21 protein-coding genes, 1 rRNA gene and 1 riboswitch are annotated in these 24,059 nt (G+C 69.4%); of the genes, 15 read left to right on the top strand and 7 right to left on the bottom strand.

Features of this window, described 5'->3' with window-relative positions; all coding sequences use genetic code 11:
- From rrf to IE97_RS0102540, 11 genes are all read left to right on the top strand, one after another.
- Nucleotides 1-99: ribosomal RNA gene (gene rrf / locus IE97_RS39155) — 5S ribosomal RNA — on the top strand; the annotation flags it as partial.
- Between the two features lie 109 nt (nt 100-208).
- Nucleotides 209-817 (top strand): CDP-alcohol phosphatidyltransferase family protein, encoded by a 609-nt coding sequence (locus tag IE97_RS0102585; RefSeq protein WP_030147539.1) that lies wholly within the window; start codon nt 209-211, stop codon nt 815-817.
- Between the two features lie 116 nt (nt 818-933).
- Nucleotides 934-3,429, top strand: coding sequence for a mannose-1-phosphate guanyltransferase (locus tag IE97_RS0102580; RefSeq protein WP_030147538.1), 2,496 nt, complete (start codon nt 934-936; stop codon nt 3,427-3,429).
- A 98-nt stretch (nt 3,430-3,527) separates the two neighbouring features.
- Complete coding sequence (locus IE97_RS0102575) at nt 3,528-4,442, top strand: DUF881 domain-containing protein (protein ID WP_106975267.1); 915 nt, start codon at nt 3,528-3,530, stop codon at nt 4,440-4,442.
- Nucleotides 4,439-4,771 carry a small basic family protein gene (locus IE97_RS0102570; protein WP_003988855.1) on the top strand — a complete coding sequence of 111 codons (333 nt, stop codon included), beginning with the start codon at nt 4,439-4,441 and terminating at the stop codon, nt 4,769-4,771. Before IE97_RS0102575 ends, IE97_RS0102570 begins: the two co-directional genes overlap by 4 nt.
- 5 nt (nt 4,772-4,776) lie before the next feature.
- Entirely contained in the window at nt 4,777-5,748 is a 972-nt protein-coding gene (locus IE97_RS0102565) for a DUF881 domain-containing protein (protein ID WP_051704802.1), read from the top strand.
- 61 nt (nt 5,749-5,809) lie between these two features.
- Nucleotides 5,810-6,757, top strand: coding sequence for an FHA domain-containing protein (locus tag IE97_RS39715; RefSeq protein WP_078603040.1), 948 nt, complete (start codon nt 5,810-5,812; stop codon nt 6,755-6,757).
- A gap of 51 nt (nt 6,758-6,808) precedes the next feature.
- Nucleotides 6,809-7,546 carry a MerR family transcriptional regulator gene (locus tag IE97_RS0102555; protein WP_030147534.1) on the top strand — a complete coding sequence of 246 codons (738 nt, stop codon included), beginning with the start codon at nt 6,809-6,811 and terminating at the stop codon, nt 7,544-7,546.
- Nucleotides 7,547-7,630: 84 nt separating this feature from the next.
- Complete coding sequence (locus IE97_RS0102550) at nt 7,631-8,104, top strand: bifunctional nuclease family protein (protein ID WP_003988851.1); 474 nt, start codon at nt 7,631-7,633, stop codon at nt 8,102-8,104.
- A gap of 313 nt (nt 8,105-8,417) precedes the next feature.
- Nucleotides 8,418-9,101 carry a MerR family transcriptional regulator gene (locus IE97_RS0102545; protein WP_106975266.1) on the top strand — a complete coding sequence of 228 codons (684 nt, stop codon included), beginning with the start codon at nt 8,418-8,420 and terminating at the stop codon, nt 9,099-9,101.
- A 123-nt stretch (nt 9,102-9,224) separates the two neighbouring features.
- A complete protein-coding gene (locus IE97_RS0102540) occupies nt 9,225-10,631 on the top strand; it encodes a DNA polymerase IV (protein ID WP_030147532.1) in 1,407 nt (468 codons plus the stop codon).
- Nucleotides 10,632-10,647: 16 nt separating this feature from the next.
- Here IE97_RS0102540 and IE97_RS0102535 read toward each other — a convergent pair whose 3' ends face one another.
- Nucleotides 10,648-11,022, bottom strand: a complete 375-nt coding sequence (locus IE97_RS0102535) for a PRC-barrel domain-containing protein (protein WP_030147531.1) — start codon at nt 11,020-11,022, stop codon at nt 10,648-10,650.
- Between the two features lie 113 nt (nt 11,023-11,135).
- A riboswitch (glycine riboswitch) is annotated at nt 11,136-11,231 on the top strand.
- A 176-nt stretch (nt 11,232-11,407) separates the two neighbouring features.
- On the opposite strand from IE97_RS0102535, the gene gcvP reads away from it, so the two are divergent.
- Complete coding sequence (gene gcvP / locus IE97_RS0102530; protein ID WP_030147530.1) at nt 11,408-14,293, top strand: aminomethyl-transferring glycine dehydrogenase; 2,886 nt, start codon at nt 11,408-11,410, stop codon at nt 14,291-14,293.
- A gap of 49 nt (nt 14,294-14,342) precedes the next feature.
- On the opposite strand, the gene IE97_RS0102525 is transcribed toward gcvP, so the two are convergent.
- From IE97_RS0102525 to IE97_RS0102500, 6 genes are all read right to left on the bottom strand, one after another.
- A complete protein-coding gene (locus tag IE97_RS0102525) occupies nt 14,343-14,762 on the bottom strand; it encodes a TOBE domain-containing protein (protein ID WP_030147529.1) in 420 nt (139 codons plus the stop codon).
- 26 nt (nt 14,763-14,788) lie between these two features.
- The gene (locus IE97_RS0102520; protein WP_030147528.1) at nt 14,789-15,874 is read right to left on the bottom strand and encodes an ABC transporter ATP-binding protein; all 1,086 of its coding nucleotides are present in this window, start codon (nt 15,872-15,874) and stop codon (nt 14,789-14,791) included.
- A gap of 271 nt (nt 15,875-16,145) precedes the next feature.
- Entirely contained in the window at nt 16,146-16,982 is an 837-nt protein-coding gene (locus IE97_RS0102515) for an ABC transporter permease (RefSeq protein ID WP_030147527.1), read from the bottom strand.
- Entirely contained in the window at nt 16,979-17,794 is an 816-nt protein-coding gene (gene modA / locus IE97_RS0102510; protein ID WP_030147526.1) for a molybdate ABC transporter substrate-binding protein, read from the bottom strand. The genes IE97_RS0102515 and modA overlap by 4 nt, the downstream gene beginning before the upstream one ends.
- Before the next feature lie 159 nt (nt 17,795-17,953).
- A complete protein-coding gene (locus tag IE97_RS0102505) occupies nt 17,954-18,349 on the bottom strand; it encodes a TOBE domain-containing protein (protein ID WP_030147525.1) in 396 nt (131 codons plus the stop codon).
- Nucleotides 18,350-18,481: 132 nt separating this feature from the next.
- A complete protein-coding gene (locus IE97_RS0102500) occupies nt 18,482-20,461 on the bottom strand; it encodes an APC family permease (RefSeq protein WP_030147524.1) in 1,980 nt (659 codons plus the stop codon).
- A 443-nt stretch (nt 20,462-20,904) separates the two neighbouring features.
- Here IE97_RS0102500 and IE97_RS0102495 point away from each other — a divergent pair, with 443 nt between their 5' ends.
- From IE97_RS0102495 to IE97_RS0102485, 3 genes are all read left to right on the top strand, one after another.
- Entirely contained in the window at nt 20,905-22,197 is a 1,293-nt protein-coding gene (locus IE97_RS0102495) for an extracellular solute-binding protein (RefSeq protein ID WP_030147523.1), read from the top strand.
- Nucleotides 22,198-22,203: 6 nt separating this feature from the next.
- Nucleotides 22,204-23,202, top strand: coding sequence for a carbohydrate ABC transporter permease (locus IE97_RS0102490; RefSeq protein ID WP_030147522.1), 999 nt, complete (start codon nt 22,204-22,206; stop codon nt 23,200-23,202).
- A 71-nt stretch (nt 23,203-23,273) separates the two neighbouring features.
- Entirely contained in the window at nt 23,274-24,038 is a 765-nt protein-coding gene (locus tag IE97_RS0102485; RefSeq protein ID WP_420706037.1) for a carbohydrate ABC transporter permease, read from the top strand.
- Nucleotides 24,039-24,059 lie beyond the last annotated feature (21 nt).

The raw sequence follows: 24,059 nt of genomic DNA, 5'->3' as shown, positions 1-24,059 counted from the left end.
GGGGAAACGCCCGGTTACATTCCGAACCCGGAAGCTAAGCCTTACAGCGCCGATGGTACTGCAGGGGGGACCCTGTGGGAGAGTAGGACGCCGCCGAACTCCTTTTAAAGCTCTGGCTCTTGGGCACTCCACCCGAGAGCCAGAGCTTTTTTGCGTTGAGGTAAGGTCAGGGGGCAGCGTTGGTACGTTTCCCACAGGAGGCCCCCGGGTGGAGGTTCAGGAGACTCGCGTCCAGACGGACCGTGTGCTCACCATCCCGAACATCCTCAGCATGGCGCGGCTCCTTGGCGTGCCCCTCTTTCTGTGGCTGATTCTGCGCCCTGAGTTCGGTGGACCCAAGAGTGACGGGTGGGCCCTCCTGGTACTGGCCCTCAGCGGCGTCAGTGACTACCTCGACGGCAAGCTGGCGCGGCGGTGGAACCAGATCAGCAGCCTCGGCCGGCTCCTCGACCCCGCAGCCGACCGGCTCTACATTCTTTCGACTTTGATCGGCCTCACCTGGCGCGAGATTCTGCCTCTCTGGTTGACTGCTGCACTTCTCGCGCGAGAGCTGGTGCTGCTGGTGATGGTGGGCATCCTCCGCCGCCACGGCTATCCGCCGCCCCAGGTGAACTTCCTGGGCAAGGCTGCCACCTTCAACCTGATGTATGCCTTCCCGTTGCTCCTGCTCAGCGACGGAAGCGGTTGGATCTCGTCACTGGCCGCCATTTTCGGATGGGCGTTCGCCGGATGGGGTACAACGCTGTACTGGTGGGCAGGAGTCCTCTATGTGGTACAAGTCCGCCGTCTTGTCCGTGCGGACGCCATGGCCGATTGAGCTCGCGGATTGGTCCGGCCGTGTCGGCACCGATGGCCGGGGGTCGGAAAGTGCGGGACAATTCTCGCGGGTGAAGTCGGCTAGACCGTCGTCTTTAAGAGGAGGACGCTTCCGACATGAAGGCCGTCGTGATGGCCGGAGGCGAAGGCACGCGCCTTCGTCCCATGACCTCAAGCATGCCCAAGCCGCTCCTGCCCGTGGCCAACCGCCCGATCATGGAGCACGTTCTGCGGCTGCTCAAAAGGCATGGGCTCAATGAAACAGTCGTAACTGTCCAGTTCCTGGCCTCGCTCGTCAAGAACTACTTCGGTGACGGCGAAGAGCTCGGTATGGAGCTCACCTATGCCAATGAGGAGAAGCCACTCGGTACTGCCGGAAGCGTCAAGAACGCTGAGGAGGCGCTGAAGGACGATGCCTTCCTCGTCATCTCCGGTGACGCTCTCACGGATTTCGACCTCACCGAGCTGATCAATTTCCACAAGGAAAAGGGCGCTCTGGTCACCGTCTGTCTGACGCGTGTGCCCAATCCGCTGGAATTCGGCATCACCATCGTCGACGAGGAAGGCAAGGTGGAACGCTTCCTCGAGAAGCCCACCTGGGGCCAGGTCTTCTCCGACACCGTGAACACCGGTATTTACGTGATGGAGCCCGAGGTCTTCGACTACGTCGATCCCGATGTGCCCGTCGACTGGTCCGGTGACGTCTTCCCGCAGTTGATGAAGGAAGGCAAGCCCGTCTACGGCTACGTGGCCGAGGGGTACTGGGAGGACGTCGGCACTCACGAGAGCTATGTCAAGGCGCAGGCCGACGTCCTGGAGGGCAAGGTCGACGTCGACATCGACGGATTCGAGATCTCGCCGGGCGTGTGGGTGGCCGAGGGGGCCGAGGTTCATCCCGACGCCGTGCTCCGAGGGCCGGTTTACATCGGTGACTATGCCAAGGTCGAGGCCGGGGCCGAAATCCGTGAGCACACCGTCGTGGGCTCCAACGTGGTCGTCAAGAGCGGCGCCTTTCTGCACAAGGCCGTCGTGCACGACAACGTCTACGTGGGGCCGCACAGCAATCTGCGCGGCTGCGTCGTCGGAAAGAACACCGACATCATGCGTGCGGCGCGGATCGAGGACGGGGCGGTCATCGGTGACGAATGCCTGATCGGCGAGGAATCGATCGTTCAGGGCAATGTGCGGGTTTATCCGTTCAAGACCATCGAGGCCGGTGCCTTCGTCAACACCTCGGTGATCTGGGAATCAAGGGGACAGGCGCACCTCTTCGGCGCCCGTGGGGTGTCGGGGATCCTGAACGTCGAGATCACACCCGAGCTGGCCGTCCGGCTCGCCGGTGCGTATGCGACGACCCTGAAGAAGGGCTCGACCGTCACCACGGCCCGTGACCACTCGCGTGGTGCCCGTGCGCTGAAGCGGGCGGTGATCTCCGCCCTGCAGGCCAGCGCCATCGACGTGCGGGACCTGGAGAACGTTCCGCTGCCCGTGGCAAGGCAGCAGACCGCGCGGGGCAGCGCCGGCGGAATCATGATCCGGACCACGCCCGGAGTGACGGACTCCGTGGACATCATGTTCTTCGACGGCAACGGCGCAGACCTGTCGCAGGGCAGTCAGCGGAAGCTGGACCGCGTGTTCGCGCGGCAGGAGTACCGCCGTGCATTCCCCGGGGAGATCGGCGACCTGCACTTCCCGGCCAGTGTCTTCGACTCGTACACCGGGTCGCTGCTGCGGAACGTCGACACCGCCGGGATCGCGGACTCCGGGCTGAAGGTCGTCGTCGACGCGTCCAACGGCAGCGCGGGGCTCGTACTGCCGAGCCTCCTCGGCAAGCTCGGTGTCGACTCGCTGACGATCAACCCCGGTCTCGACGAGTCCAGGCCGACGGAGACGGCCGACATGCGGCGGTCGGGCCTGGTGCGTCTCGGGGAGATCGTCGCCTCCTCGGGTGCGGCGTTCGGTGTGCGGTTCGACCCTGTCGGTGAGCGGCTGTCCCTGGTCGACGAGAAGGGGCGCATCATCGAGGACGACCGGGCGCTGCTCGTGATGCTGGATCTGGTCGCCGCCGAGCGGCGCAGTGGCAGGGTGGCCCTGCCGGTGACCACGACCCGGATCGCCGAGCAGGTGGCGGCGTACCACGGGACGCAGGTCGAGTGGACGACCACCTCCCCGGACGACCTCACGCGCGTGGGCGGTGAGGAAGGGACGATCTTCGGTGGCGACGGAAAGGGCGGGTTCATCGTCCCCGAGTTCAGCAGCGTGTACGACGCCACCGCGGCCTTCGTACGGCTCATCGGGCTCGTGGCGCGGACGCAGCTCACCCTTAGCCAGATTGACGCGCGGATCCCGCGGGCGCACGTCCTGAAGCGGGATCTGGCGACTCCCTGGGCCGTCAAGGGTCTCGTGATGCGCCGGGTCGTCGAGGCGGCCGGAGACCGGTTCGTGGACACCACGGACGGTGTGCGTGTGGTGGAGACCGACGGCCGCTGGGTGATGGTGCTGCCCGACCCGGCCGAGGCCGTCACCCACCTGTGGGCCGAGGGGCCGGACGACGCCTCCGCGCAGGCCCTGCTCGACGAGTGGTCGGCGGTCGTGGACAGCGCCGGCCGGTAGAACCAGCCGCACGCGTGTGTGCCGGACAAGCCTCCCCAACGGGGCCTGTCCGGCACGCCGGTGGGGCCGTTCGGAGGTAGCGGCCCCGACGTGCGACGATGTGCCCCATGCCGCAGCAACCCCCCATTCGGAGCACACCGACGCGGCCCCGGCGCCCGGACGCGTCCATGTCGTTGATCACCAACGTCATGGACCACAGCCTCGACGACGGATACGCCGAGGCCGCCGCGCGCAAGAAGGCCGCGGGCGACGGTGGCATGCCGAAGACGCTGAGGGCGAAGCTGGGGCTTGCCGCCGGGCTGGTGCTCGCGGCCCTCATCGTGACCGTGGGAGCGGCACAGGCGCGGGTCGCCGCTCCGGTCGTCGCCAAGGAGCGGGAAGAACTGGTCGACCGCATCGACCGGGAAACCGAGGCGGCGGACAGGCTCGAGGACTCCGTGGACCGGCTGCGCGAGGACGTGAGCGCGCGGCAGCGTGAGGCACTGAAGCACAGCGGTGGAAACGCCGAGTCCGACCTGGTGGGCGTTTTGTCGGGCGCCTCCGCCGTGCACGGCCCCGGCGTGAAGCTCGTGGTGAACGATGCCAAGGAGGCCGGCGGAGACGGGGAGAGCGACCCGCGTGAGACCTCGGGGTTCGCCGACACCGGCCGGGTACGCGACCGGGACATGCAGCGCGTGGTCAACGGGCTGTGGGAGTCCGGAGCCGAGGCCGTCTCCATCAACGGGCAGCGGCTGACGGCGCTGTCCGCGATCAGGGCCGCGGGTGACGCGATACTGGTCGACAACAAACCGCTGGTGCCGCCGTACACGGTGCTCGCGGTGGGGGACGGGCAGCGGCTGAGCACGCGGTTCCAGGACAGTGCGGACGGGTTGTACCTGAACGCGCTCCAGGAGGGCTACGGCGTCCGAACCGCCCTTTCGGTGGAGGACGACCTCCGTCTGCCCGCCGCGCCGAGTGTGATCGTACGTACAGCACAGCCGAGCACTGAGAAGAGCGAGAAGGGCACATCGTGATCGCCGTACTGGGCCTCGTCGTGGGAGTCGTGGCCGGCCTGTTGGTCCGGCCTGAGGTTCCGGCGGTGGTCGAGCCTTATCTGCCGATCGCCGTCGTGGCGGCTCTGGACGCTGTCTTCGGGGGGCTGCGGGCCATGCTCGACGGCATCTTCGACGACAAGGTCTTCGTGGTGTCGTTCCTGTCGAACGTGGTCGTGGCCGCGCTGATCGTGTTCCTGGGCGACAAGTTGGGCGTGGGTGCTCAGCTGTCCACCGGTGTGGTGGTCGTCCTGGGGATCCGGATCTTCTCCAACGCCGCCGCGATCCGCCGGCACGTCTTCCGGGCGTGAGGCCGATGAGCGACCACGACGAGAAGCGGGCCGAGGAACTCGGCGACACACGCGCGGACCGGCGCGACGACAGCAACGAGTCCGGGAACCGGCTGCGCAAGGAACTGCCGGAGGAAGTGACCTCGGTGGTGCCTGCCGCCAGGGCCACCCCGGAGCAGGAGCAGGAGCAGGAGCAGGCGCAGGCGCAGGAGCAGGAGCAGGAACCCGAGCCGGTGCGGGAGCCGGAACCGGAGACGGTGGCCCCCGAGCCGCAGATGACCGGTCGCCAGCGCTTGGTGGAGGGACTGTGGCCGCCGCGGGTCAGCCGGGCCCAACTCATCGTCGCGGTGCTGCTGTTCGGCCTGGGATTCGGGCTGGCCGTGCAGGTGGCCTCGAACAGCGACAGTGACAGCGCCTTGCGCGGAGCGCGTCAGGAGGATCTCGTCCGCATCCTCGATGAACTGGACGACCGCTCACAGCGTCTTGAGGACGAGAAGCAGGGGCTCGAGAAGCAGCGCGACGAGCTGGAGAACAGCTCGGACCAGGCCGAGGAGGCCCGGAAGCAGACGATCGAGAAGGAGAGGCAACTCGGCATCCTGGCGGGCACGGTGGCCGCGGAAGGGCCCGGCATCACGGTGACCATCGAGGACACGAGGGGGACGGTCGAGGCGAACATGCTGCTCGACGCGATCCAGGAGCTGCGCGCGGCGGGTGCCGAGGCGATTCAGGTCAACGATGTACGCGTCGTCGCGGGTACCTATCTGACGGACTCCGGCAAGGGTGTGGCAGTGGACGGGAACAAGATCAACGCTCCTTTTCGTTTCAAGGTCATCGGCAAGCCGCAGGACCTCGAGCCGGCGCTCAACATCCCCGGAGGCGTGGTGCAGACTCTCGAGAAGGAACAGGCCACGGTCACCATCGAGCGGTCGACCAAGATCGTCGTGGACGCCTTGCGAGCAGCGAAGCGGCCTGACTACGCTCGGTCGTCCTCCCGGTGAACCGGCAGTGCATGGGCGGCGTCCGGCGAGGGCATGAGGTTGCGGGGGGTCGGCGCACCGAATGGGTGGTGCGTGGTGGAAACTGTCTGGTGCAGACGGACGTTGTCAGGATGTCCGGGTCGGCCAGAGTGTTCAGTCAGGGTTCGTCCTGCCCCACGGGCGGGTCTGTTTCGGTCAAGGGGAATCGCCCGTGAAGTTGTTTGCGAAGTTGTTCGGGAAGAGCGCGCGAGAGGGCAGCGACAATGCGACCGCTCGTCATCGCGCACAGCCTGACGAGGAAGGTCAGCGGCCGCTGTTCCGTGACCAGGTCGGTGGTCCCGGCGGCGACATCTCCGGAGGTCAGGGCGCGCCCTCGGTTGACCCTGCGCAGCCCGGCGGCATAGGTTTCGGACAACCCTCAAGTGCGGGTGGAGGGTTTTCCGACCCGTATGCGTCCAATGCCCCCGGTGGGCAGCCGCGGCAGGAGGATCCGATGTCGGCCCTGGTGTGTACGAGGTGCGGTAACCGCAACGCTGAGAACAGCCGCTTCTGCTCGAACTGCGGTGCGCCGCTGCGGGCCGGGGCCACGCCGGAGCGTCCCTCCGAGACGACCTCCACGATCTCGATCTCCGGTCTCGAGGCCTACGACAGCGAGGCCACGGGCCAGACGCCGATGCCGACGCTCTCTCCCGAGGCGCAGGCGGCCGTCGACGCGCTGCCGCTGGGTTCCGCGCTTCTGGTCGTGCGCCGCGGGCCGAACTCGGGCAGCCGCTTCCTGCTGGACGGCGATCTGACCACGGCCGGGCGTCACCCGCAGAGCGACATCTTCCTGGACGACGTGACGGTCTCCCGGCGTCACGTGGAGTTCCGCCGCGGTCAGGACGGCTCGTTCACGGTGGCCGACGTGGGCAGTCTGAACGGCACGTACGTGAATCGTGAGCGGATCGACCAGGTCGCCCTGAACAACGGCGACGAGGTGCAGATCGGCAAGTACCGGCTGGTCTTCTACGCCAGCCAGCGGGGCTACTGATCCGGACGTCGTCCGGGTACCCCGCGAAGGCCCATCCGCCAGGGAAGGTCCATGCCGCAAACACCGAGCGGCGGTGCCGGGCACGGCACCGCCGCCACGGACAGTGGGCTGATGAGCATCGGCACGGTGCTGAACGTGCTGCGCGACGAGTTTCCCGAAGTCACCATCTCCAAGATCCGTTTCCTGGAGTCGGAGGGGCTCATCGAGCCGCAGCGGACTCCTTCGGGGTATCGCAAGTTCAGCCCCCATGACGTCGAGCGTCTCGGTCACGTCCTGAGGATGCAGCGGGACCACTATCTGCCCCTGAAGGTGATCCGCGAGCACCTGGAGGCCATGGAGCGTGGTGAGGCGGTCCAGCTGCCGGTGCTGGGCCGTCAGCAAGACGGCGGCTCCGTACCCGAGCCCTCCGAGGCGCCCAGGGCCGCCAGGATCGGGCGCCAGGAGCTGCTCGCTGCCGCAGGTGTCGGGGAGCAGGAGCTCAAGGAGTGGGAGTCGTACGGCCTCGTCACTCCACTGGAGGACGGTGCGTACGACGCGGAGGCGCTCACGGTGGCCGCCCTCGTCGCCGAGCTGGGGCGCTTCGGGATCGAGCCTCGGCATCTGCGGGTGATGAAGGCCGCGGCCGACCGCGAGGCCGGGCTCGTGGACCAGGTGGTGGCCCCCCTGAAGCGGCACCGGAACCCGCAGACCAGGGCTGTTGCCGAGGCTCGCACCAGAGAGCTGGCCGGCCTCACGGTGAAGCTGCATGCCGCGCTCGTGCAGACGGCGCTCGGGGTGCGGCTGCCCTGAAGCGGCCGGTCGCGTTCGGCCGGATCACGGGCCCGATCCCGGCCCGACTACCCAAACATCCCGAGCACGGCCTAGGGTTGCTGTGTGAACGAGCTCGATGTCGTAGGTGTCCGGGTCGAAATGCCCTCCAACCAACCGATCGTGCTGCTGCGTGAAGTGGGAGGAGACCGCTACCTCCCCATCTGGATCGGACCGGGGGAGGCGACGGCGATCGCCTTCGCCCAGCAGGGCATGGCTCCCGCGCGGCCGCTGACTCACGACCTTTTCAAGGACGTGCTGGAGGCCGTCGGCCAGGAGCTCACGGAAGTGCGCATCACGGACCTGCGTGAGGGCGTCTTCTACGCGGAGCTGGTTTTCGCCAGCGGCGTCGAGGTGAGCGCCCGTCCGTCCGACGCCATAGCGCTCGCCCTGCGCACCGGGACGCCGATCTACGGCAGCGACACGGTGCTGGACGACGCGGGTATCGCGATCCCGGACGAGCAGGAGGACGAGGTGGAGAAGTTCCGCGAGTTCCTCGACCAGATCTCCCCGGAGGACTTCGGCAGCAGCAGCCAGTGAGTTCCAGCCGGCCGGTGCGAGCCGGACGGCAGAGGGAAGGGCAGCAGTCGGGGGTACGTGTGGGCGACCCGGCGGACGACGAGGTCCGCGGCAGGGTCGCCCGCCGCATGTGTGACGGGTCCCGGATGTGCCGAGGGCGCGGGAGAGCGTCACACGGGCCGTCCCGAAGGCATTCGGCTAGCCTTTCCCCGCGGCGGGGCACGGGAAACCACTCTTAGGGTGATTATCACTCGGCGTGGCGTGTGTGGCGATCGTTGACGCACCCCCGGTGACTGCCTACCGTCGAGAAGGCAGGTCAAGGACGGAGGTCGGCGTGAGAAGCAGCGGCGACGGTACGGCTGGGGGCGGCCCCGAGCGCAGTCTCAGGGTGAGCGGTCCGTACGCTCCCCCCGGCTCTCGGCTCCGCCCGAGCGAGGGATGTCCCCAGCCCGAGGGTGTGACCGATCACGCTCCGCAGCGACCCACGGCCGTGCCGAGCAGCGGAGGGGCGACGTCCATGGTGTCCGAGCAGATCGGTTATCGCGGCCCCACGGCCTGCGCGGCCGCCGGTATCACCTACCGGCAGTTGGACTACTGGGCCCGCACCGGCCTGGTCGAGCCGAGCGTGCGCCCTGCCTACGGGTCCGGAACGCAGCGGCTGTACAGCTTCCGGGACGTCGTCGTCCTGAAGATCGTCAAGCGGTTCCTCGACACCGGGGTGTCGCTGCAGAACATTCGCACGGCCGTCCAGCACCTCAGGGAACGCGGTTTCAGCGACCTGGAGCGGATGACGCTGATGAGCGACGGCGCGACGGTCTACGAGTGCACCTCGCCTGACGAGGTACACGCCCTGCTCCAAGGGGGGCAGGGGGTCTTCGGGATCGCCGTGGGTGTGGTGTGGCGGGACGTCGACAGCGCGCTGTCCCAGCTGCACGGGGAGCGGATCGACACCGGCGAGACCCTGGTCGGGCCCAACCCGGCGGACGAACTGGCGCGACGTCGGAACCGGGCCGTCTGAGGCGTTCCCGCGGTGCCGCATGCGTAGGCGGGACGTTTCCGCACCGGACGGCAAGCGGTTTCCCCCTGGCGGTCCGGGCAGTTCCCCGGGGCATTGTCAGTGGCGTAGGGCAGCATCGGAGATGTGAGAACCGCGCCCACGATCCTGCATCTCGACATGGATGCCTTCTTCGCCTCGGTGGAGCAGGCGTCCAAGCCGAGTCTGCGGGGGAAGGCCGTGGTCGTGGGCGGGCTCGGGCCGCGGGGTGTGGTGGCCACGGCGTCGTACGAGGCTCGGGTCTTCGGCGTGCATTCGGCGATGCCCATGGGGCAGGCCCGGCGGCTCGCGCCCAACGCCGCGTACCTCGTGCCGCGCTTCGGGCTCTACAAGGCGATCAGCGAGCGGGTGATGGAGCTGCTGCGGGCGCTGTCGCCGCTCGTGGAGCCGCTGAGCCTGGATGAGGCGTTCGTGGACCTGGAGGCCGGGGGAGCGGCCTGGGACGAGGCATCGGCGCGCCTGGTCGGGACGCAGCTGCGCGCGGACATACGGGCCCTCACCGGGCTCACGGGGTCGGTGGGGCTCGCCGCGTCCAAGATGCTCGCGAAGATCGCGTCGGAGCAGGCCAAGCCCGACGGGCTGGTGGTGATCGAGCCGGGGACCGAGAGGTCGATGCTCGGCCCGATGTCGGTGCGGACCCTGCCGGGGGTCGGTCCGGCGACGGGTGACCATCTGCGACGTGCCGGGATCACGACGGTCGAGGAGATCGTCGAGGCGGGCGAGGACGAGCTGGTGCGCCTCCTGGGCAGAGCGCACGGTCACGGGCTCTACGCGATGGCGCTGGCGCGGGACGACCGGCCCGTGGTGGCGGAGCGGGAGGCGAAGTCGGTGTCGGTCGAGGACACGTATGACGTGGACATCCACGACCGGCTGCGCGTGGGGCTCGAGGTGCAGCGGCTCGCTGACCGGTGTGTGCGGCGGCTGCGCGGGGCGGGGCTGTCGGGGCGGACCATCGTGCTGAAGGTGCGGCGGTTCGACTTCTCGACGCTCACCCGGTCCGAGACGCTGCGCGGGCCGACGGACGACCCCGGGGTGATCCGGGAGGCCGCGGCCAGACTGCTGGATTCGGTCGACACGACGGGCGGTGTGCGGCTGCTCGGGGTGGGGGTCAGCGGCCTCGCCGACTACACGCAGGAGGACCTCTTCGCGCAGGCGGCGGGAGAGCGGACGAACCCCGAGCAGCGGCCCGCCGAGGAGCACGCCGTGGCAGCTGCCGAGGAGCAGCCGGCGCTCGCCGAGCGGCGCTGGCCCGCCGGGCACGACGTGCGGCATGCCGAGTTCGGGCACGGGTGGGTGCAGGGCAGCGGCCTGGGGCGGGTCACCGTACGGTTCGAGACGCCCGGCTCCCAGCCGGGCCGTGTGCGGACGTTCCGGACCGACGATCCGGAACTGGAGCCGGCGGACCCGTTGCCGTTGGTGTCAATGAGACCGGACGAGAGCTGTGGGCCGGACGGCGAGGCCGGGGCGGTGGGACTGCGGTCCGCCGCCCCGTGAACGGATCACCGGGGCGTCAGGCCGTCTCGTCCGTGCCCGCCAGCTTGCCGAAGTCGTGATCCGTGAGCGGAGGAGGGGCGGCGACGTCGAGGCCGTAGTGATGGTAGAGCTGGAGTTCCTGCTCAGGGGAGAGGTGGCGGCCCACGCCGAAGTCGGGGGCGTCCTTGATCAGGGAGCGGTCGAAGGGGACGTGGAGAGCGCCGTCGACGAGCTCGCTGGGCTCGAGGGGGACAAAGGCGTCCCTGCTGAACAGGCCGGTCCGTATCGCCGCCCACTCCGGCTCGCCGGTGGCGTCGTCGAGGTAGACCTCGTCGATGGTGCCGATCCTGGTTCCGGTGCGGTCGAACGCCTTGCGGCCGATCAGGTTGCGCGGATCGATATCGGTTCGCACGGGCCCTCCACGTGGTCGCAAGTCATTCGTAGACACTACAAAACGGCACAATGACGACTGCGGCCACTCGAAGGTTCGTGCGTGGCCCCCGCTGGTACGCTGGCAGCGGCTGCTGACCCCGTGCGGGAGAGTCCTCCGGACACCATCGGAGGCGCCGAAGGAGCAAATCCTCCCCGGAATCTCTCAGGCTCACGTACCGCACGGACGAGGTCACTCTGGAAAGCAGGGCGGGTGTCGACGGCTTCCGCTCTCACCGACGGTGAAAGCCGGAGACCTTCGGGTGATCCGGTGAAGCTCTCAGGTTGAGATGACAGAGGGGGAGGCCGTTCGGGTACCCGCGCCGTGGTGCCCCTCGAAGGTCGTGTCGACCAGGAGGCCTCCGCAAATGACCGCCCACCGCATTCCGCTCTCCGAGCTCGAAGAGGCAGTCCCCTTCGAGCAGCGCCACATCGGCCCGGACCACGAGGCCCGCGCCAAGATGCTCGCCCAGGTCGGCTACGGCTCGCTGGACGAGCTCACGGCCGCGGCGGTCCCGGCCGTGATCAAGAGCGCTGAGGCGCTCGACCTGCCGGGCGCCCGCAGCGAGGCCGAGGTGATCGCCGAGCTGCGCTCCCTCGCCGACCGCAACCAGGTCCTCGGCTCCATGATCGGACTCGGCTACTACGGCACCTTCACGCCGCCGGTCATCATGCGCAACGTCATGGAGAACCCGGCCTGGTACACGGCCTACACGCCGTACCAGCCGGAGATCTCGCAGGGGCGGCTGGAGGCGCTGCTCAACTTCCAGACCATGGTCGCCGACCTCACCGGACTGCCGACCTCCGGTGCCTCCCTGCTGGACGAGGGCACCGCGGCCGCCGAGGCCATGGCGCTGTCACGGCGGCTGGGCAAGAACAAGAAGGGCCTGTTCCTGGTCGACGCGGACGCCCTGCCGCAGACCATCGCCGTGATCCGGACCAGGGCCGAGCCGACCGGCGTCGAGGTCGTCGTCGCCGACCTCGGCGACGGCATCCCGGCCGAGGTCGCCGAGCGTGAGATCAACGGCGTGCTGATCCAGTACCCGGGCGCCTCCGGGGCCGTACGGGACATCAAGCCGGTGATCGACCGGGCGCACGAGCTCGGGGCGATCGTCACCGTCGCCGCCGATCTGCTCGCGCTGACACTGCTGAAGTCGCCCGGTGAGCTCGGTGCGGACATCGCGGTCGGTACGACACAGCGCTTCGGCGTGCCCATGGGCTTCGGCGGGCCGCACGCCGGATACATGGCGGTGCGGGAGAAGATGGCGCGCAGCCTGCCCGGGCGGCTCGTCGGAGTGTCCGTGGACGCCGACGGCAACAAGGCCTACCGGCTGGCGCTCCAGACACGTGAGCAGCACATCCGCCGCGAGAAGGCCACCAGCAACATCTGCACCGCGCAGGTGCTGCTCGCCGTCATGGCCGGCATGTACGCCGTCTACCACGGGCCCGAGGGGCTGAAGGGCATCGCGCGCCGCACCCACCGGTACGCCACCGTCCTCGCCGCCGGGCTCGCCAACGGCGGGGTCGAGGTCGTGCACGGCGCCTACTTCGACACCGTGACGGTACGCGTGGACGGACGGGCCGCGGACATCGTGGCCGCCGCGCGGGAGAACGGGGTCAACCTGCGGCTCGTCGACGCCGATCACGTGTCGATCGCCTGCGACGAGACCACCACGCGGGCCCAGCTGCGTGCCGTGTGGGCCGCTTTCGGTATCGAGGGCGTCATCGAGGCGCTGGACGCCGCCACGGAGGACGGGCTTCCCGATGCTCTGCTGCGGTCCGACGAGTACCTGACGCACCCCGTCTTCCACCAGCACCGTTCCGAGACCGCCATGCTGCGCTACCTGCGCCGGCTGGCCGACCGCGACTACGCGCTCGACCGGGGCATGATCCCGCTGGGCTCCTGCACCATGAAGCTCAACGCGACCACCGAGATGGAGCCGGTCACCTGGCCCGAGTTCGGTCAGCTGCACCCCTTCGCCCCCGCCGAGCAGGCCGCGGGCTACCTCACCCTCATCCACGAGCTGGAGGACCGTCTCGCCGAGGTCACCGGCTACGACAAGGTGTCCCTGCAGCCGAACGCCGGGTCGCAGGGCGAGCTGGCCGGTCTGCTCGCCGTCCGCGGGTACCACCGGGCCAACGGGGACGAGCAGCGCACCGTGTGCCTGATCCCGTCGTCCGCGCACGGCACCAACGCCGCGAGCGCCGTGATGGCGGGCATGAGGGTCGTCGTCGTGAAGACCGCCGAGGACGGTGAGATCGACGTCGAGGACCTGCGGGCGAAGATCGAGCAGCACCGGGACGAGCTGGCCGTGCTGATGATCACGTACCCGTCCACGCACGGTGTGTTCGAGGAGCACGTCTCCGAGATCTGCGCGCAGGTGCACGAGGCGGGCGGGCAGGTCTACGTCGACGGTGCCAACCTCAACGCGCTCGTGGGGCTCGCCAAGCCGGGGCACTTCGGCGGTGACGTCTCGCACCTGAACCTGCACAAGACCTTCTGCATCCCGCACGGCGGTGGCGGTCCCGGCGTCGGCCCGGTGGCGGTGCGCGAGCACCTCGCGCCGTACCTGCCGAACCACCCGCTGCAGCCCGAGGCGGGCCCCGAGACGGGTGTCGGTCCCATCTCCGCCGCGCCCTGGGGGTCCGCGGGCATCCTCCCGATCTCGTGGGCGTACGTCCGGCTCATGGGCGGCGAGGGGCTGAAGCGGGCCACGCAGGTGGCGGTGCTCAGCGCCAACTACGTCGCCAAGCGACTGGAGCCGCACTACCCGGTGCTCTACACCGGGCCCGGCGGGCTCGTCGCGCACGAGTGCATCATCGACCTCCGGCCGCTGACCAAGGCGACCGGAGTGAGCGTCGACGACGTCGCCAAGCGGCTCATCGACTATGGCTTCCACGCGCCGACGATGTCGTTCCCGGTGGCCGGAACGCTGATGATCGAGCCGACCGAATCGGAGGACCTGGCCGAGCTGGACCGGTTCTGCGAGGCGATGATCTCGATCCGTGCGGAGATCGAGAAGGTCGGCTCCGGTGAGTGGCCCGCGGACGACAACCCGCTGCGCGGCGCCCCGCACACCGCCGGCGCGCTCGCCGGCGACTGGGAGCACGCCTACAGCCGTGAGGAGGCCGTCTTCCCGGCCGGAGTCTCGGCCGCCGACAAGTACTGGCCGCCGGTGCGCCGCATCGACCAGGCCTTCGGCGACCGTAACCTCGTCTGCTCCTGCCCGCCGCTGGACGCGTACGAGGACTGATCGGCCGTCGTGTCAGTCGGAGGGGCTCCGCGGTGCGGGGCCCCTCCCGTCATTGGGCGGCGAGTGACACCTCGGTCGACTTGAGCAGGGCGACGACAGGGGTCCCGGCCGCGAGGGCGAGGTCCTCGGCGGCGTCCCTGGTGATCACGGCGGTCAGTTCGCCGCCTTCGACGGTGACCCGGACGGTGGCCATGGCGTCGCCGGTCGCGAGGGACGTGACCGTGCCCGGGAGCCGGTTGCGGATGGACAGGCCCTCGACGGGAGCGGTGGCCAGCGAGACCTCCGTCGACTTCACCAGGGCGCGCACGGCCCTGCCCGGGGCGAGAGCGAGGTCGTCGGCGGCCTCGCGGGTGATCGCCGCGGTGAGGTTCTGGCCGCCGCAAAGGCGGACCTTGACCGTCGCCATGGCCTCGCCTTGTGTGACGGCGGTGACGGTGCCGGGGAGCTGGTTGCGGATGCTCAGGCTCATGACCGCACGGTAGCCCGATGCACCCCTTACGCAGGGTATGCGTGGGTCTGCGTCGCCTTGACCGTGGCCCACATCCTGGCACCGGGGTGCAGATCGAGGTCGGCCGCGGCGACGGTGGTGAGGTCGGCGGTCAGGGGGAGCTCGCCGGTGAGGTCCGCGCGGATCTGGTCGCCGTGCGTCTCCAGGCCGGCGACCTCGCAGCGCCACAGGTTGCGGGCGCTGGAGCCGGTGGGGCGTTCCCGGTACAGCGTCACCGCGCTGGGCGGGAACGCCACGAAGACCGGGCCGTCGAGCTGTTCGGTGGTCGTGATGGCCGGTCCGTTGTCGAGCCGGACCGTGTGGCCCTCGGCCAGCCCCCGGTAGAGATTGAGGCCGACGAGCCGGGCGATGTAGTCCGTGCGGGGGTGGCGGGCGATGTCGGAGGGTGTGCCCTCCTGGACGACGTGGCCGTCCTCGACGACGACCAGCCGGTCGGCCAGCACCATGGCGTCCAGCGGGTCGTGCGTGACGAGGACGGCCACGGCCTCGAAGCCGGCGAGGTGGCGGCGGAGCTGGGCGCGAACGTCCAGCCGGGTGCGGGCGTCGAGGGCGGCGAGGGGCTCGTCCAGGAGCAGCAACCGCGGCCGGGTGGCCAGCGCTCGGGCCAGTGCCACGCGCTGGGCCTGGCCGCCGGAGAGGTGGCGGGGCTTGGCGCCGGCGTGGTCGGCGAGGCCCATGCGGTCCAGCCACTCGGCGGCCTGGGCACGGGCCTCTGCCTTGCCGGCGCCCTGGCAGCGCGGCCCGAAGGCGACGTTGTCCAGGGCGGTCAGATGCGGAAAGAGCAGATAGTCCTGGAAGACGACCCCGACCGGGCGGGACTCGGGCGGCGTACGGTCCAGGCGCACACCGTCCAGTCCCATATGGCCCGACGTGAGGGGGGAGAGGCCCGCGAGGGCGCGTAGGGCCGTGGTCTTGCCGGCGCCGTTGGGGCCGAGCAGCGCCACGACGTCGCCGGGAGCGGCGGTGAGTGCGACGTCGAGCCGGAAGGCGCCGCGGTCGACGAGGAGGCGGGCGTCGAGGCCTTGGGGGAGGAGGCCGGTCGCCGTGTCGTCGCGGTCGGTCGTCTCGGTCATGAGGATCGTGTCCAGGAAGTCAGAGGGTCGGCGTCGGCCGGGCCGGGGGGCCGGTATCGGCCGGCGGTCGTGCCGGGCCTGTCGGGCGATGCTGGTGGCTGGGCGCTCGTCGGCGTCCGGGCGGGTGCCGGTAGGCTGTCGCCGAGGCGTCGGGCGGGGTGGTGGCGGCCGGCGGTCGGGCCGGCGCCGGTCCGGGCGGTGCCGCCCGGCTGTTGTGCGGCGGCCGGTTCGTGTGCCGGAGGACCGTTGCCCAGCCGTCGGCGGGAGGACGTCATGACGGCGTCATCCAGCGGTCCCGTAGGGCCGCCAGCACCGCGATGGACACGGCCAGCAGCACCAGGCTGAGGGCGATCGCGGCCGCCGGGTCGTTCTGCAGGGCGAGGTAGACCGCCAGCGGCATGGTCTGCGTACGGCCCGGGAAGTTGCCCGCGAAGGTGATCGTCGCGCCGAACTCGCCCAGTGCCCGGGCCCAGGCCAGCACGGCACCGGCCGCGATGCCCGGCGCGATCAGCGGCAGGGTGACCCGCCGGAACGCGGTGAAGCGCGAGGCGCCCAGGGTCGTGGCCGCCTCCTCGTAGCGCGGGTCGGCGGCCCTGAGGGTGCCCTCCACACTGATGACGAGGAACGGCATCGCCACGAAGGTCTCGGCGAGGACGACACCCGTCGTGGTGAAGGGCAGGGTGATTCCGAACCAGGCGTCGAGCCACTGCCCGACCACCCCGTTGCGCCCGAGGGCGAGCAGCAGGGCCACACCGCCCACCACCGGCGGCAGCACCAGCGGCAGCGTCACCAGGGCCCGTACGAAACCGCGCCCGGGGAACCGTGTACGGGCCAGCAGCCAGGCCAGGGGCACTCCGACGACCAGGCTCAGCCCCGTCGCAGCCGTGGCGCACACGAGCGACAGCCGGAGCGCCTCCCACACCTCGGGGCTCGTGAGCTGCCCGGGGAGGCTGCGCCAGGGCGTCCGGACGAGCAGGGCGATCAGGGGCAGGAGCAGGAACGCCAGACCGATCAGGGCGGGGACCAGCAGGGGAACCGGCACCGTGCGGCTCCGTCGGCCGGGGCGGTCGCGGCGGGGCCGGCTCTCCACGGTGTCGATGCCCGTCACGGCTTGAGGAACCCGGCCCCGGACAGAACCTTCTGGCCCTCGGCCGAGGTGACCAGAGCCATGAAGGCCTTCGCCGTCTCGGGATTGGGGGCGTTCTTGAGCAGGGCGATCGGATAGTCGTTGACGGCCTCGGCCGACTCGGGGAAGTCCACGCCCTCCACCTTGTCACCCGCCGCCCGGACGTCGGTCCGGTAGACGACGGCGGCGTCGGCCTCCTTCAGCTCGACCTTCGTCAGGGCGCTCTTGACGTCCTGCTCGTAGGAGACAGGGGTGAGCTTCAGGCCGCTGGTGTCCAGGGCCTTCTGGGCGGCGGCACCGCATGGCACGGTCTTGTCGCACAGGACGACCTTCAGACCGGACGTGGTGAGGTCCTGCAGGGAGGTGATCCGGTCCGGGTTGCCGGGCAGCGTGGCGATCTCCAGCCGGTTGCGTACGAAGGTGGCGGGCGTGCTTGCCGCGTCCTCGCTGTCGGTCACGAGCGCCATGGTCTTGGTGCTGGCGGCGGCGAAGACGTCGGCCGGTGCGCCGCTGGTGATGCTGGCGGCGAGGGTGTCGCTGCCGCCGAAGTTGAAGGTGACCTTGGTGCCCGGGTGGGCCTTCTCGAACTCCTTGCCCAGGGTCGTGAAGCTCTCCTGGAGGGAGGCGGCGGCGAAGACCGTGACCGTGCCGGAGAGTTCCGGTGACGAGGACGCCGAGGGCCCCTTCCCGGTGTCCGAGTCGGAGGAGGAGCAGGCGCTCAGGGCCAGCAGCGCGGCGGCGGACGCACCGGCGGCCCGCTGGAGCCGGCGTGTCCGGGGCGCGGAACGGGTCATCTCGGGGCCACTCCCTCGGTGTGCTGGAGGAAGAGCCCGCCAGGCCCTTCCCATACGCCGATCATACTGACGCATCTGCGAGCCAGATGTCTCCTGTCTCATCGCATGAGCGGGGGTATGGGGGCGTGAAGGGTGGCATGTGCGTTCGTGAGGGAGGGTTCAGACGCGGTCGATGTGCACGTTCGTCGACTTCACCCGGGCCGTCGCCTCCACGCCGACCTCCAGGCCCAGTTCCTCGACGGCCTCGCGGGTGAGCAGGGAGACCAGGCGGTGCGGGCCGGCCTGGATCTCCACCTGGGCGGCGACGTCGCCGAGTTTGATCGCGGTGACGATGCCGGGGAAGGCGTTGCGCGCCGATGTGTACGGCGTGTCCTCATCGGCGGGGCCGGAGCGGGCGAGTTCGACCGAGAACGCGGCCAGGTCCCGTCCGTCGACGAGTCGTCGGCCGGCCTCGTCGCGATGGGTGGTGAGACGGCCCGCGTCCGCCCAGCGCCGGGCGGTGTCGGGACTCACGCCGAGCAGACGCGCTGCCTGGCCGATCGTGTAGGACTGCATGCCGGTCACGATAGGGGCGTAGGGGCGGAACCGCGGATGCGGGGCGCCGCCTTTGGAGGGGGCCCGGCCGTCGCGGGGAGGGCCGGCTCGAGCCGAACCGTCTTGAGATCCGTTCGGCCAGGGGCTGGTGGCTCAGCCGACGTGCACCCTCGGCCTTCGCCGCCGCTCCGGTTCCGCCTCGCGCAGGACTTCCCGCGTGACGGGGGCGACCTCGCCCTGGCCGAACAGGAAGAAGCGCAGGAGGTTGGCGAAGGGGCCCCCTTCCGTCCACTCGAAGTAGATGTGCGGGGTGCGGCCGGTCGTGTCGCGGACGTGGAGCAGGAGCGCGGCCAGGGCGTTGGGAATGGAGGAGGACTCCAGGGTCAGAACGCGATAGCGGTTGTGGAGCACTTCGCCGCGTACGGTCAGGCCCGACTCGAACTCGGACGGGTCGGTAACCGTGACCTCGACGAATACGAAGTCCTCCTGTCCTGGCACGTCGTTGTCCTGCCGGATCTGCTCGATCTTGTCCCGGTACTCCGTGATGTCGCGCCGGTCGGGCTCGTTGGCGATGAACCGCATCCGGCGGCTGGCCATGTCCCGGACGAAGCGATCCGCCATGGGATCCAGCGTCACGCTGGTCACCCGGAGCTCGAACGCGCGGGCCAACCGCGACAGGAGGGAGACGAGGATGATGCCGGCGATGAAGCAGGCCCCGATCTTCACGCCGTCCGGGCGCTCGATGACGTTGGCGACGGTCGTGTAGAGGAACACCGCGGAGATGACCGCGAACGCGATCGTCCAGTTCCGTTGCCCCGCCTTGCGGGCGGCGATGGTCACCGCGATCGCGGCGGAGCTGATGAGGACCAGCACACCGGTGGCGTACGCGCCGCCCTGCGCGTTGACATCGGCGTCGAAGATCCAGGTGACCAGGAAGGCGATCAGAGTGAAGACGATGACCATGGGGCGGACGGCCCTGGCCCATTGCGGCGCCATGCCGTAACGGGGAAGGTAGCGCGGCATCAGGTTGAGCAGGCCGGCCATCGCGGAGGCGCCGGCGAACCACAGGATGGCGATCGTCGAGACGTCGTAGACCGTGCCGAAGGTGTTGCCGAGGTAGTCGTGCGCCAGAAACGCGAGTGCACGCCCGTTGGCCGCGCCGCCCGGCTCGAACTCCTTCTCCGGTATGAGGAGAGTGGTGATGAAGCTGGTGGTGATCAGGAAGCCGCTCATGATGAGAGCGGCCGTGGTGAGCAGTTTCTTCGTGTCGCGGATGCGGCCGGTCGGCCGTTCCTCCGTGTCCTCGGGGTCGCCCTTGACGTGCGGCATCACGGCCACGCCGGTCTCGAAGCCGGACAGGCCGAGCGCCAGCTTCGGGAAGACGAGCAGGGCGACACCGATCATGAGGAAGACGTTGCTGTGCTGGGTGGTGAGGGCACTGGACCAGTCGGTGACCACGTGACCCGCCGTGACGATGTGGTAGAGACCGGCGACCACCACGACCGCGTTGAGCGCGAGGTAGGCGCCCACGAGAGCGACCGCCACGCCGATCGCCTCCAGGAAGCCCTTGAGGAACACGGCCCCCAGCAGCGCGATCAGGACCAGGGTGATCAGCAGCTGCTTGTCGTGCAGGGCATCCGCCAGATGCGGGTTCTCGACCAGGTGGGTGGAGGCGTCGGCGGCCGACAGGGTGATGGTGATGAGGAAGTCGGTGGCGGCGAAGCCCAGCAGGGTCAGCACGAACAGCTTGCCCTGCCAGAAGGAGAGCAGCCGTTCCAGCATGGCGATGGATCCCTCGCCGTGCGGGCTCTCCTCGGCGACCCGGCGATAGACCGGCAGCGCGCCGACGAGTGTGACGACGACCAGCACGATGGTCGCGATCGGTGACAGCAGTCCGGCGGCGAGGGCCGCGATGCCGGGCTGGTAACCGAGGGTGGAGAAGTAGTCGACGCCGGTCAGGCACATCACGCGCCACCAGGGCTGGCCCTTGTGCGGGGGCTCCGGTTCGGCGTGCGGCCCGGTGTGACCGCTTCCCCTGCCCATCTCGGACAGGCCCTCCAGCATCCAGGCGCGCAGGCGGCTGGGGCGGGTGGGCCCGGTGCCGCTCAGTGGCGAATGGTCGGTGGTGGCCATCGACGTGCTCCCGATGTACGGCTCAACGAGGTTCCGGCCATCTGTGGACGGCCTGATCAGCGTAAGCGGAGCGTGATGCTGTGGCCTCGAGATGAGAGGGCTGAGGGCGTCAAGCTTCCGTTAAGACTGGTCCGGGTGTCCTCCGGCGAGGGCGGCCCGGGGGTGAAACGCGAGCTGAGGCCGTGTGAGTCGGCTGCCGAGCCACCTGTCCGTGTGGTTGAACGGCGCCCAGGGCCGGTCCGCAGATGGACACCCTGTGTGATTGCCCGGGGATCGGCTCCGTAACGTTCGCCATTCACTTCGAATGTTTCGTCACCGGCTCAGCCCTCGAACCGACCCGAGAATCCCACGCACAAGGGGTTGTCACCCTTTGGCCACTGTCTCTAGGGTGCGGCATCGACGCAGCTTTCTGCATCTCATCCGAAACTTTCGAGGAGGGCATGATGGGCGACCCGGCACTGTCCCGCCGCGGCTTCCTGGCGGCCTCCGCCGCGGCCGGTCTGGGGATGACCACACTGACCGCATGCGGCGGGGACTCGGACGGAGGGTCGTCGGGGACGACCACGATCGAGTGGTGGAACATCTCCACCACCGAGCCGGCCAAGAGCGTCTGGGCCGCCCTCGCCCGGAAGTTCGAGGCCCAGAACCCCAAGGTCAAGATCAAGATCGTCCAGCTGGAGAACGACGCCTACAAGTCGAAGATGACAGCCCTGACCTCCTCAGGGAAGCTGCCCGACATCTTCCACACCTGGGGCGGCGGTGTACTGAAGCAGCAGGTCGACGCCGGACTCGTCGAGGACCTCACGGACAGCACCAAGCCGTGGGGCGACGCCCTGCTGCCGGCCGCCAGGGAGCCGTACCTGATCGACGACAGGGCCTACGGCATCCCGTTCGACATCGGCATGATCGGCTTCTGGTACAACAAGGCGCTCTTCCGGAAGGCCGGCATCAGCGCACCCCCGACCACCTGGAGCGGTTTCCTCGACGCCGTACGCAAGCTGAAGTCCGCCGGTGTCACACCCCTCGCCCTGGCCGGCAAGGAGAAGTGGCCCGGCATGTACTACTGGGCCTACCTGGCGATGCGGACCGCCGGTGCCGGGGCGCTCCAGAAGGCCTACGAGGACAAGGACTTCACCGGCACCCCCTTCGTCGAGGCGGGAGAGCACCTCGAGGAACTGGTCGCCCTCCAGCCGTTCCAGAAGGGCTTCCTCGGCGCCGCGTACTCCACCCCCACCGGGCAGGCCGCCGCCGTCGGCAACGGCAAGGCGGCCATGGAGCTCATGGGCCAGTGGGCGCCCGTCGTGCAGGCCGACGCGGGCAAGGGCCTGGGCAAGGACCTCGGCTTCTTCCCGTTCCCCGCGGTCGAGGGCGGCAAGGGCGCCATCACAGAGGTGTTCGGCGGAGGCGGCGGGCACGCCCTGCGCCGGGGCGCCCCGCAGGAGGCCGTCGACTTCCTGAAGTTCTTCGCGTCCGAGGCCACCGACCGGGAACTGGTCAAGAAGACGGGCGTCCTGCCCGTCGTCCCGGCGGCCGAGAGCGCCATCGCCGACCCCAACATCAAGTCCGTGCAGGAGCAGTTGAAGAAGTCCACCGGCTTCCAGCTCTACCTCGACCAGGCGTACGCGCCCGCCGTCGGCCAGGAGGTCAACGACAGCGTCGCCGCCCTGATCTCCGGCTCCAAGTCGCCCGCGCAGGTCGCCCAGTCGGTCACCAGGACCGCGAAGGAAGAGCAGTAGCCCGCGATGACCTCCACGTTCCTGCCGGACAAACGGACCGGCCCCGGCGCCGTCCTGCCGCCTCCGGCCGAGGACCGGGCCACGGGCCGCGCCCGGCGCCGCGCGCTCAACTGGCTGACGGCGGTCGGCTTCCAGCTCCCCGCCCTGGTGCTGTTCATGGGGCTCGTCCTGCTGCCGATGCTGTTCGCCCTGTACGCCGCTTTCTTCCGCTGGGGCGGCTTCGGAATGCCCTCCGACTACGTCGGCGGCGAGAACTTCACCCGGCTCTTCCAGGACGAGATCTTCCTGGGCGACCTGTGGCGCTGTCTGGTGCTGGTGGTGCTGTCGGTCGCGATCCAGTTGCCGTTCGCACTGGCCATGGCCGTTCTGCTCAACCAGCGGATGCGTGGCAGGGCGGTCTACCGGATGCTGTTCTTCGCCCCGTACGTCCTGTCCGAGGCCATCACCGGAATCCTGTTCGGCATGATTTTCGCCCCGGACGACGGCTTCGCCGACCAGATCCTCGGCAAGGTCGGGCTCGAGGGGCTCGGCGGGGAGTGGTTCGCCGATCCGTCCACCGTCATGGCGACCCTGTTCCTGGTCATGACCTGGAAGTACTTCGGCTTCCACATGATGCTGTACCTGGCCGGGCTCCAGGCGGTGCCCAGGGAGCTGACGGAGGCGGCGCTCATCGACGGGGCCGGTCCCTGGCAGCGCTTCCGGAACGTGACGCTGCCGCTGCTCGCGCCCACCCTGCGGATCAGCGTCTTCCTGTCGGTCATCGGGGCCATCCAGCTCTTCGACCTGGTGTGGGTGACCACCGCGGGCGGCCCGGACCACCACTCCGAGACCATGGCCGTGACCATGTTCCAGTACGGCTTCAAGCGCTACCAGGTCGGCTACGCCAGCGCGATCAGCGTGGTCATGTTCGGCATCAGCCTCGTCTTCGCCCTCGCCTACCAGCGGTTCGTGCTCCGGCGCGACCTGGAAGGGGCCACCACGACCATGCGGGGTGACGGTAAGTGACCGCCAGTCAGAAGGTACGTAAGGGGCGGAACCTTCCGCTGCACTTCGTCCTGATCGTCGTCGGGGCGGTCATGGCCGTCCCCCTGATCTACGCCGCGCTCTCCGGCTTCAAGACCACCGACGAGCTCTCCCGCAACCCGGTCGGGCTGCCCGAGTCGTGGGTGACCTCCAACTACACCGGCATCCTCGGCTCGGGGGACTTCTGGCGGCTGATCGGCAACAGCACGCTGATCGCGGTCGGCACGACCGTTCTGGTCGTCGCGGTCTCCGCGCTGTCGGCCTTCTCCTTCGCCCGGTTCGCCTTCCGGGGCCGGGAGATGCTGTTCACGCTGTTCACGATGGGGCTGATGTTCCCCTTCGCGGTGGCCGCCCTGCCGCTGTTCCTTCTGTTGCGCTCCCTGGACCTGCTGGACAACCCCCTCGGCGTGATTCTTCCGCAGGCTGCCTTCGGGCTGCCGATGACCATCATCATCCTGCGTGGTTTCTTCCGGCAGATCCCCGGTGAGCTGGAGGAGGCGGCCACGCTCGACGGATGCACGCCCTTCGGCTTCTTCTGGCGGGTGCTACTGCCCATGGCGCGGCCCGCGCTCGGCACCGTCTCCGTGCTGGCCGTCGTCACCAGCTGGAACAACTTCTTCCTTCCGCTGCTGGTGTTCACCGACGCGCAGTGGTGGACCCTGCCGATCGGCGTCCAGCAGTTCCAGGGGCAGTACTCCGCCGAGTACGCCAAGGTCTTCGCCTATCTGGTGCTGGCCATGGTCCCCGCACTCGCCTTCTACTCGGTCGCCGAGCGTCAGCTCGTCGGCGGCCTCACCGCGGGCGCCACGAAGGGCTGACGCGCACCGCGGACGTCCGGC

It is taken from the genome of Streptomyces sp. NRRL S-455, from assembly GCF_000717875.1.
Lineage (GTDB): Bacteria > Actinomycetota > Actinomycetes > Streptomycetales > Streptomycetaceae > Streptomyces.
This window is presented reverse-complemented; position numbering and strand designations above follow the sequence as displayed.

Bases quoted from the DNA above. Each gene is read 5' to 3' on its own strand.
- IE97_RS0102580 (WP_030147538.1), top strand. From the start codon at position 934: ATGAAGGCCGTCGTGATGGCCGGAGGCGAAGGCACGCGCCTTCGTCCC.
- IE97_RS0102575 (WP_106975267.1), top strand. From the start codon at position 3,528: ATGTGCCCCATGCCGCAGCAACCCCCCATTCGGAGCACACCGACGCGG.
- IE97_RS0102565 (WP_051704802.1), top strand. From the start codon at position 4,777: ATGAGCGACCACGACGAGAAGCGGGCCGAGGAACTCGGCGACACACGC.
- IE97_RS39715 (WP_078603040.1), top strand. From the start codon at position 5,810: ATGGGTGGTGCGTGGTGGAAACTGTCTGGTGCAGACGGACGTTGTCAG.
- IE97_RS0102555 (WP_030147534.1), top strand. From the start codon at position 6,809: ATGCCGCAAACACCGAGCGGCGGTGCCGGGCACGGCACCGCCGCCACG.
- gcvP (WP_030147530.1), top strand. From the start codon at position 11,408: ATGACCGCCCACCGCATTCCGCTCTCCGAGCTCGAAGAGGCAGTCCCC.
- IE97_RS0102525 (WP_030147529.1), bottom strand. From the start codon at position 14,762: ATGAGCCTGAGCATCCGCAACCAGCTCCCCGGCACCGTCACCGCCGTC.
- IE97_RS0102520 (WP_030147528.1), bottom strand. From the start codon at position 15,874: ATGACCGAGACGACCGACCGCGACGACACGGCGACCGGCCTCCTCCCC.
- modA (WP_030147526.1), bottom strand. From the start codon at position 17,794: ATGACCCGTTCCGCGCCCCGGACACGCCGGCTCCAGCGGGCCGCCGGT.
- IE97_RS0102505 (WP_030147525.1), bottom strand. From the start codon at position 18,349: ATGCAGTCCTACACGATCGGCCAGGCAGCGCGTCTGCTCGGCGTGAGT.
- IE97_RS0102500 (WP_030147524.1), bottom strand. From the start codon at position 20,461: ATGGCCACCACCGACCATTCGCCACTGAGCGGCACCGGGCCCACCCGC.
- IE97_RS0102495 (WP_030147523.1), top strand. From the start codon at position 20,905: ATGGGCGACCCGGCACTGTCCCGCCGCGGCTTCCTGGCGGCCTCCGCC.
- IE97_RS0102490 (WP_030147522.1), top strand. From the start codon at position 22,204: ATGACCTCCACGTTCCTGCCGGACAAACGGACCGGCCCCGGCGCCGTC.
- IE97_RS0102485 (WP_420706037.1), top strand. From the start codon at position 23,274: ATGGCCGTCCCCCTGATCTACGCCGCGCTCTCCGGCTTCAAGACCACC.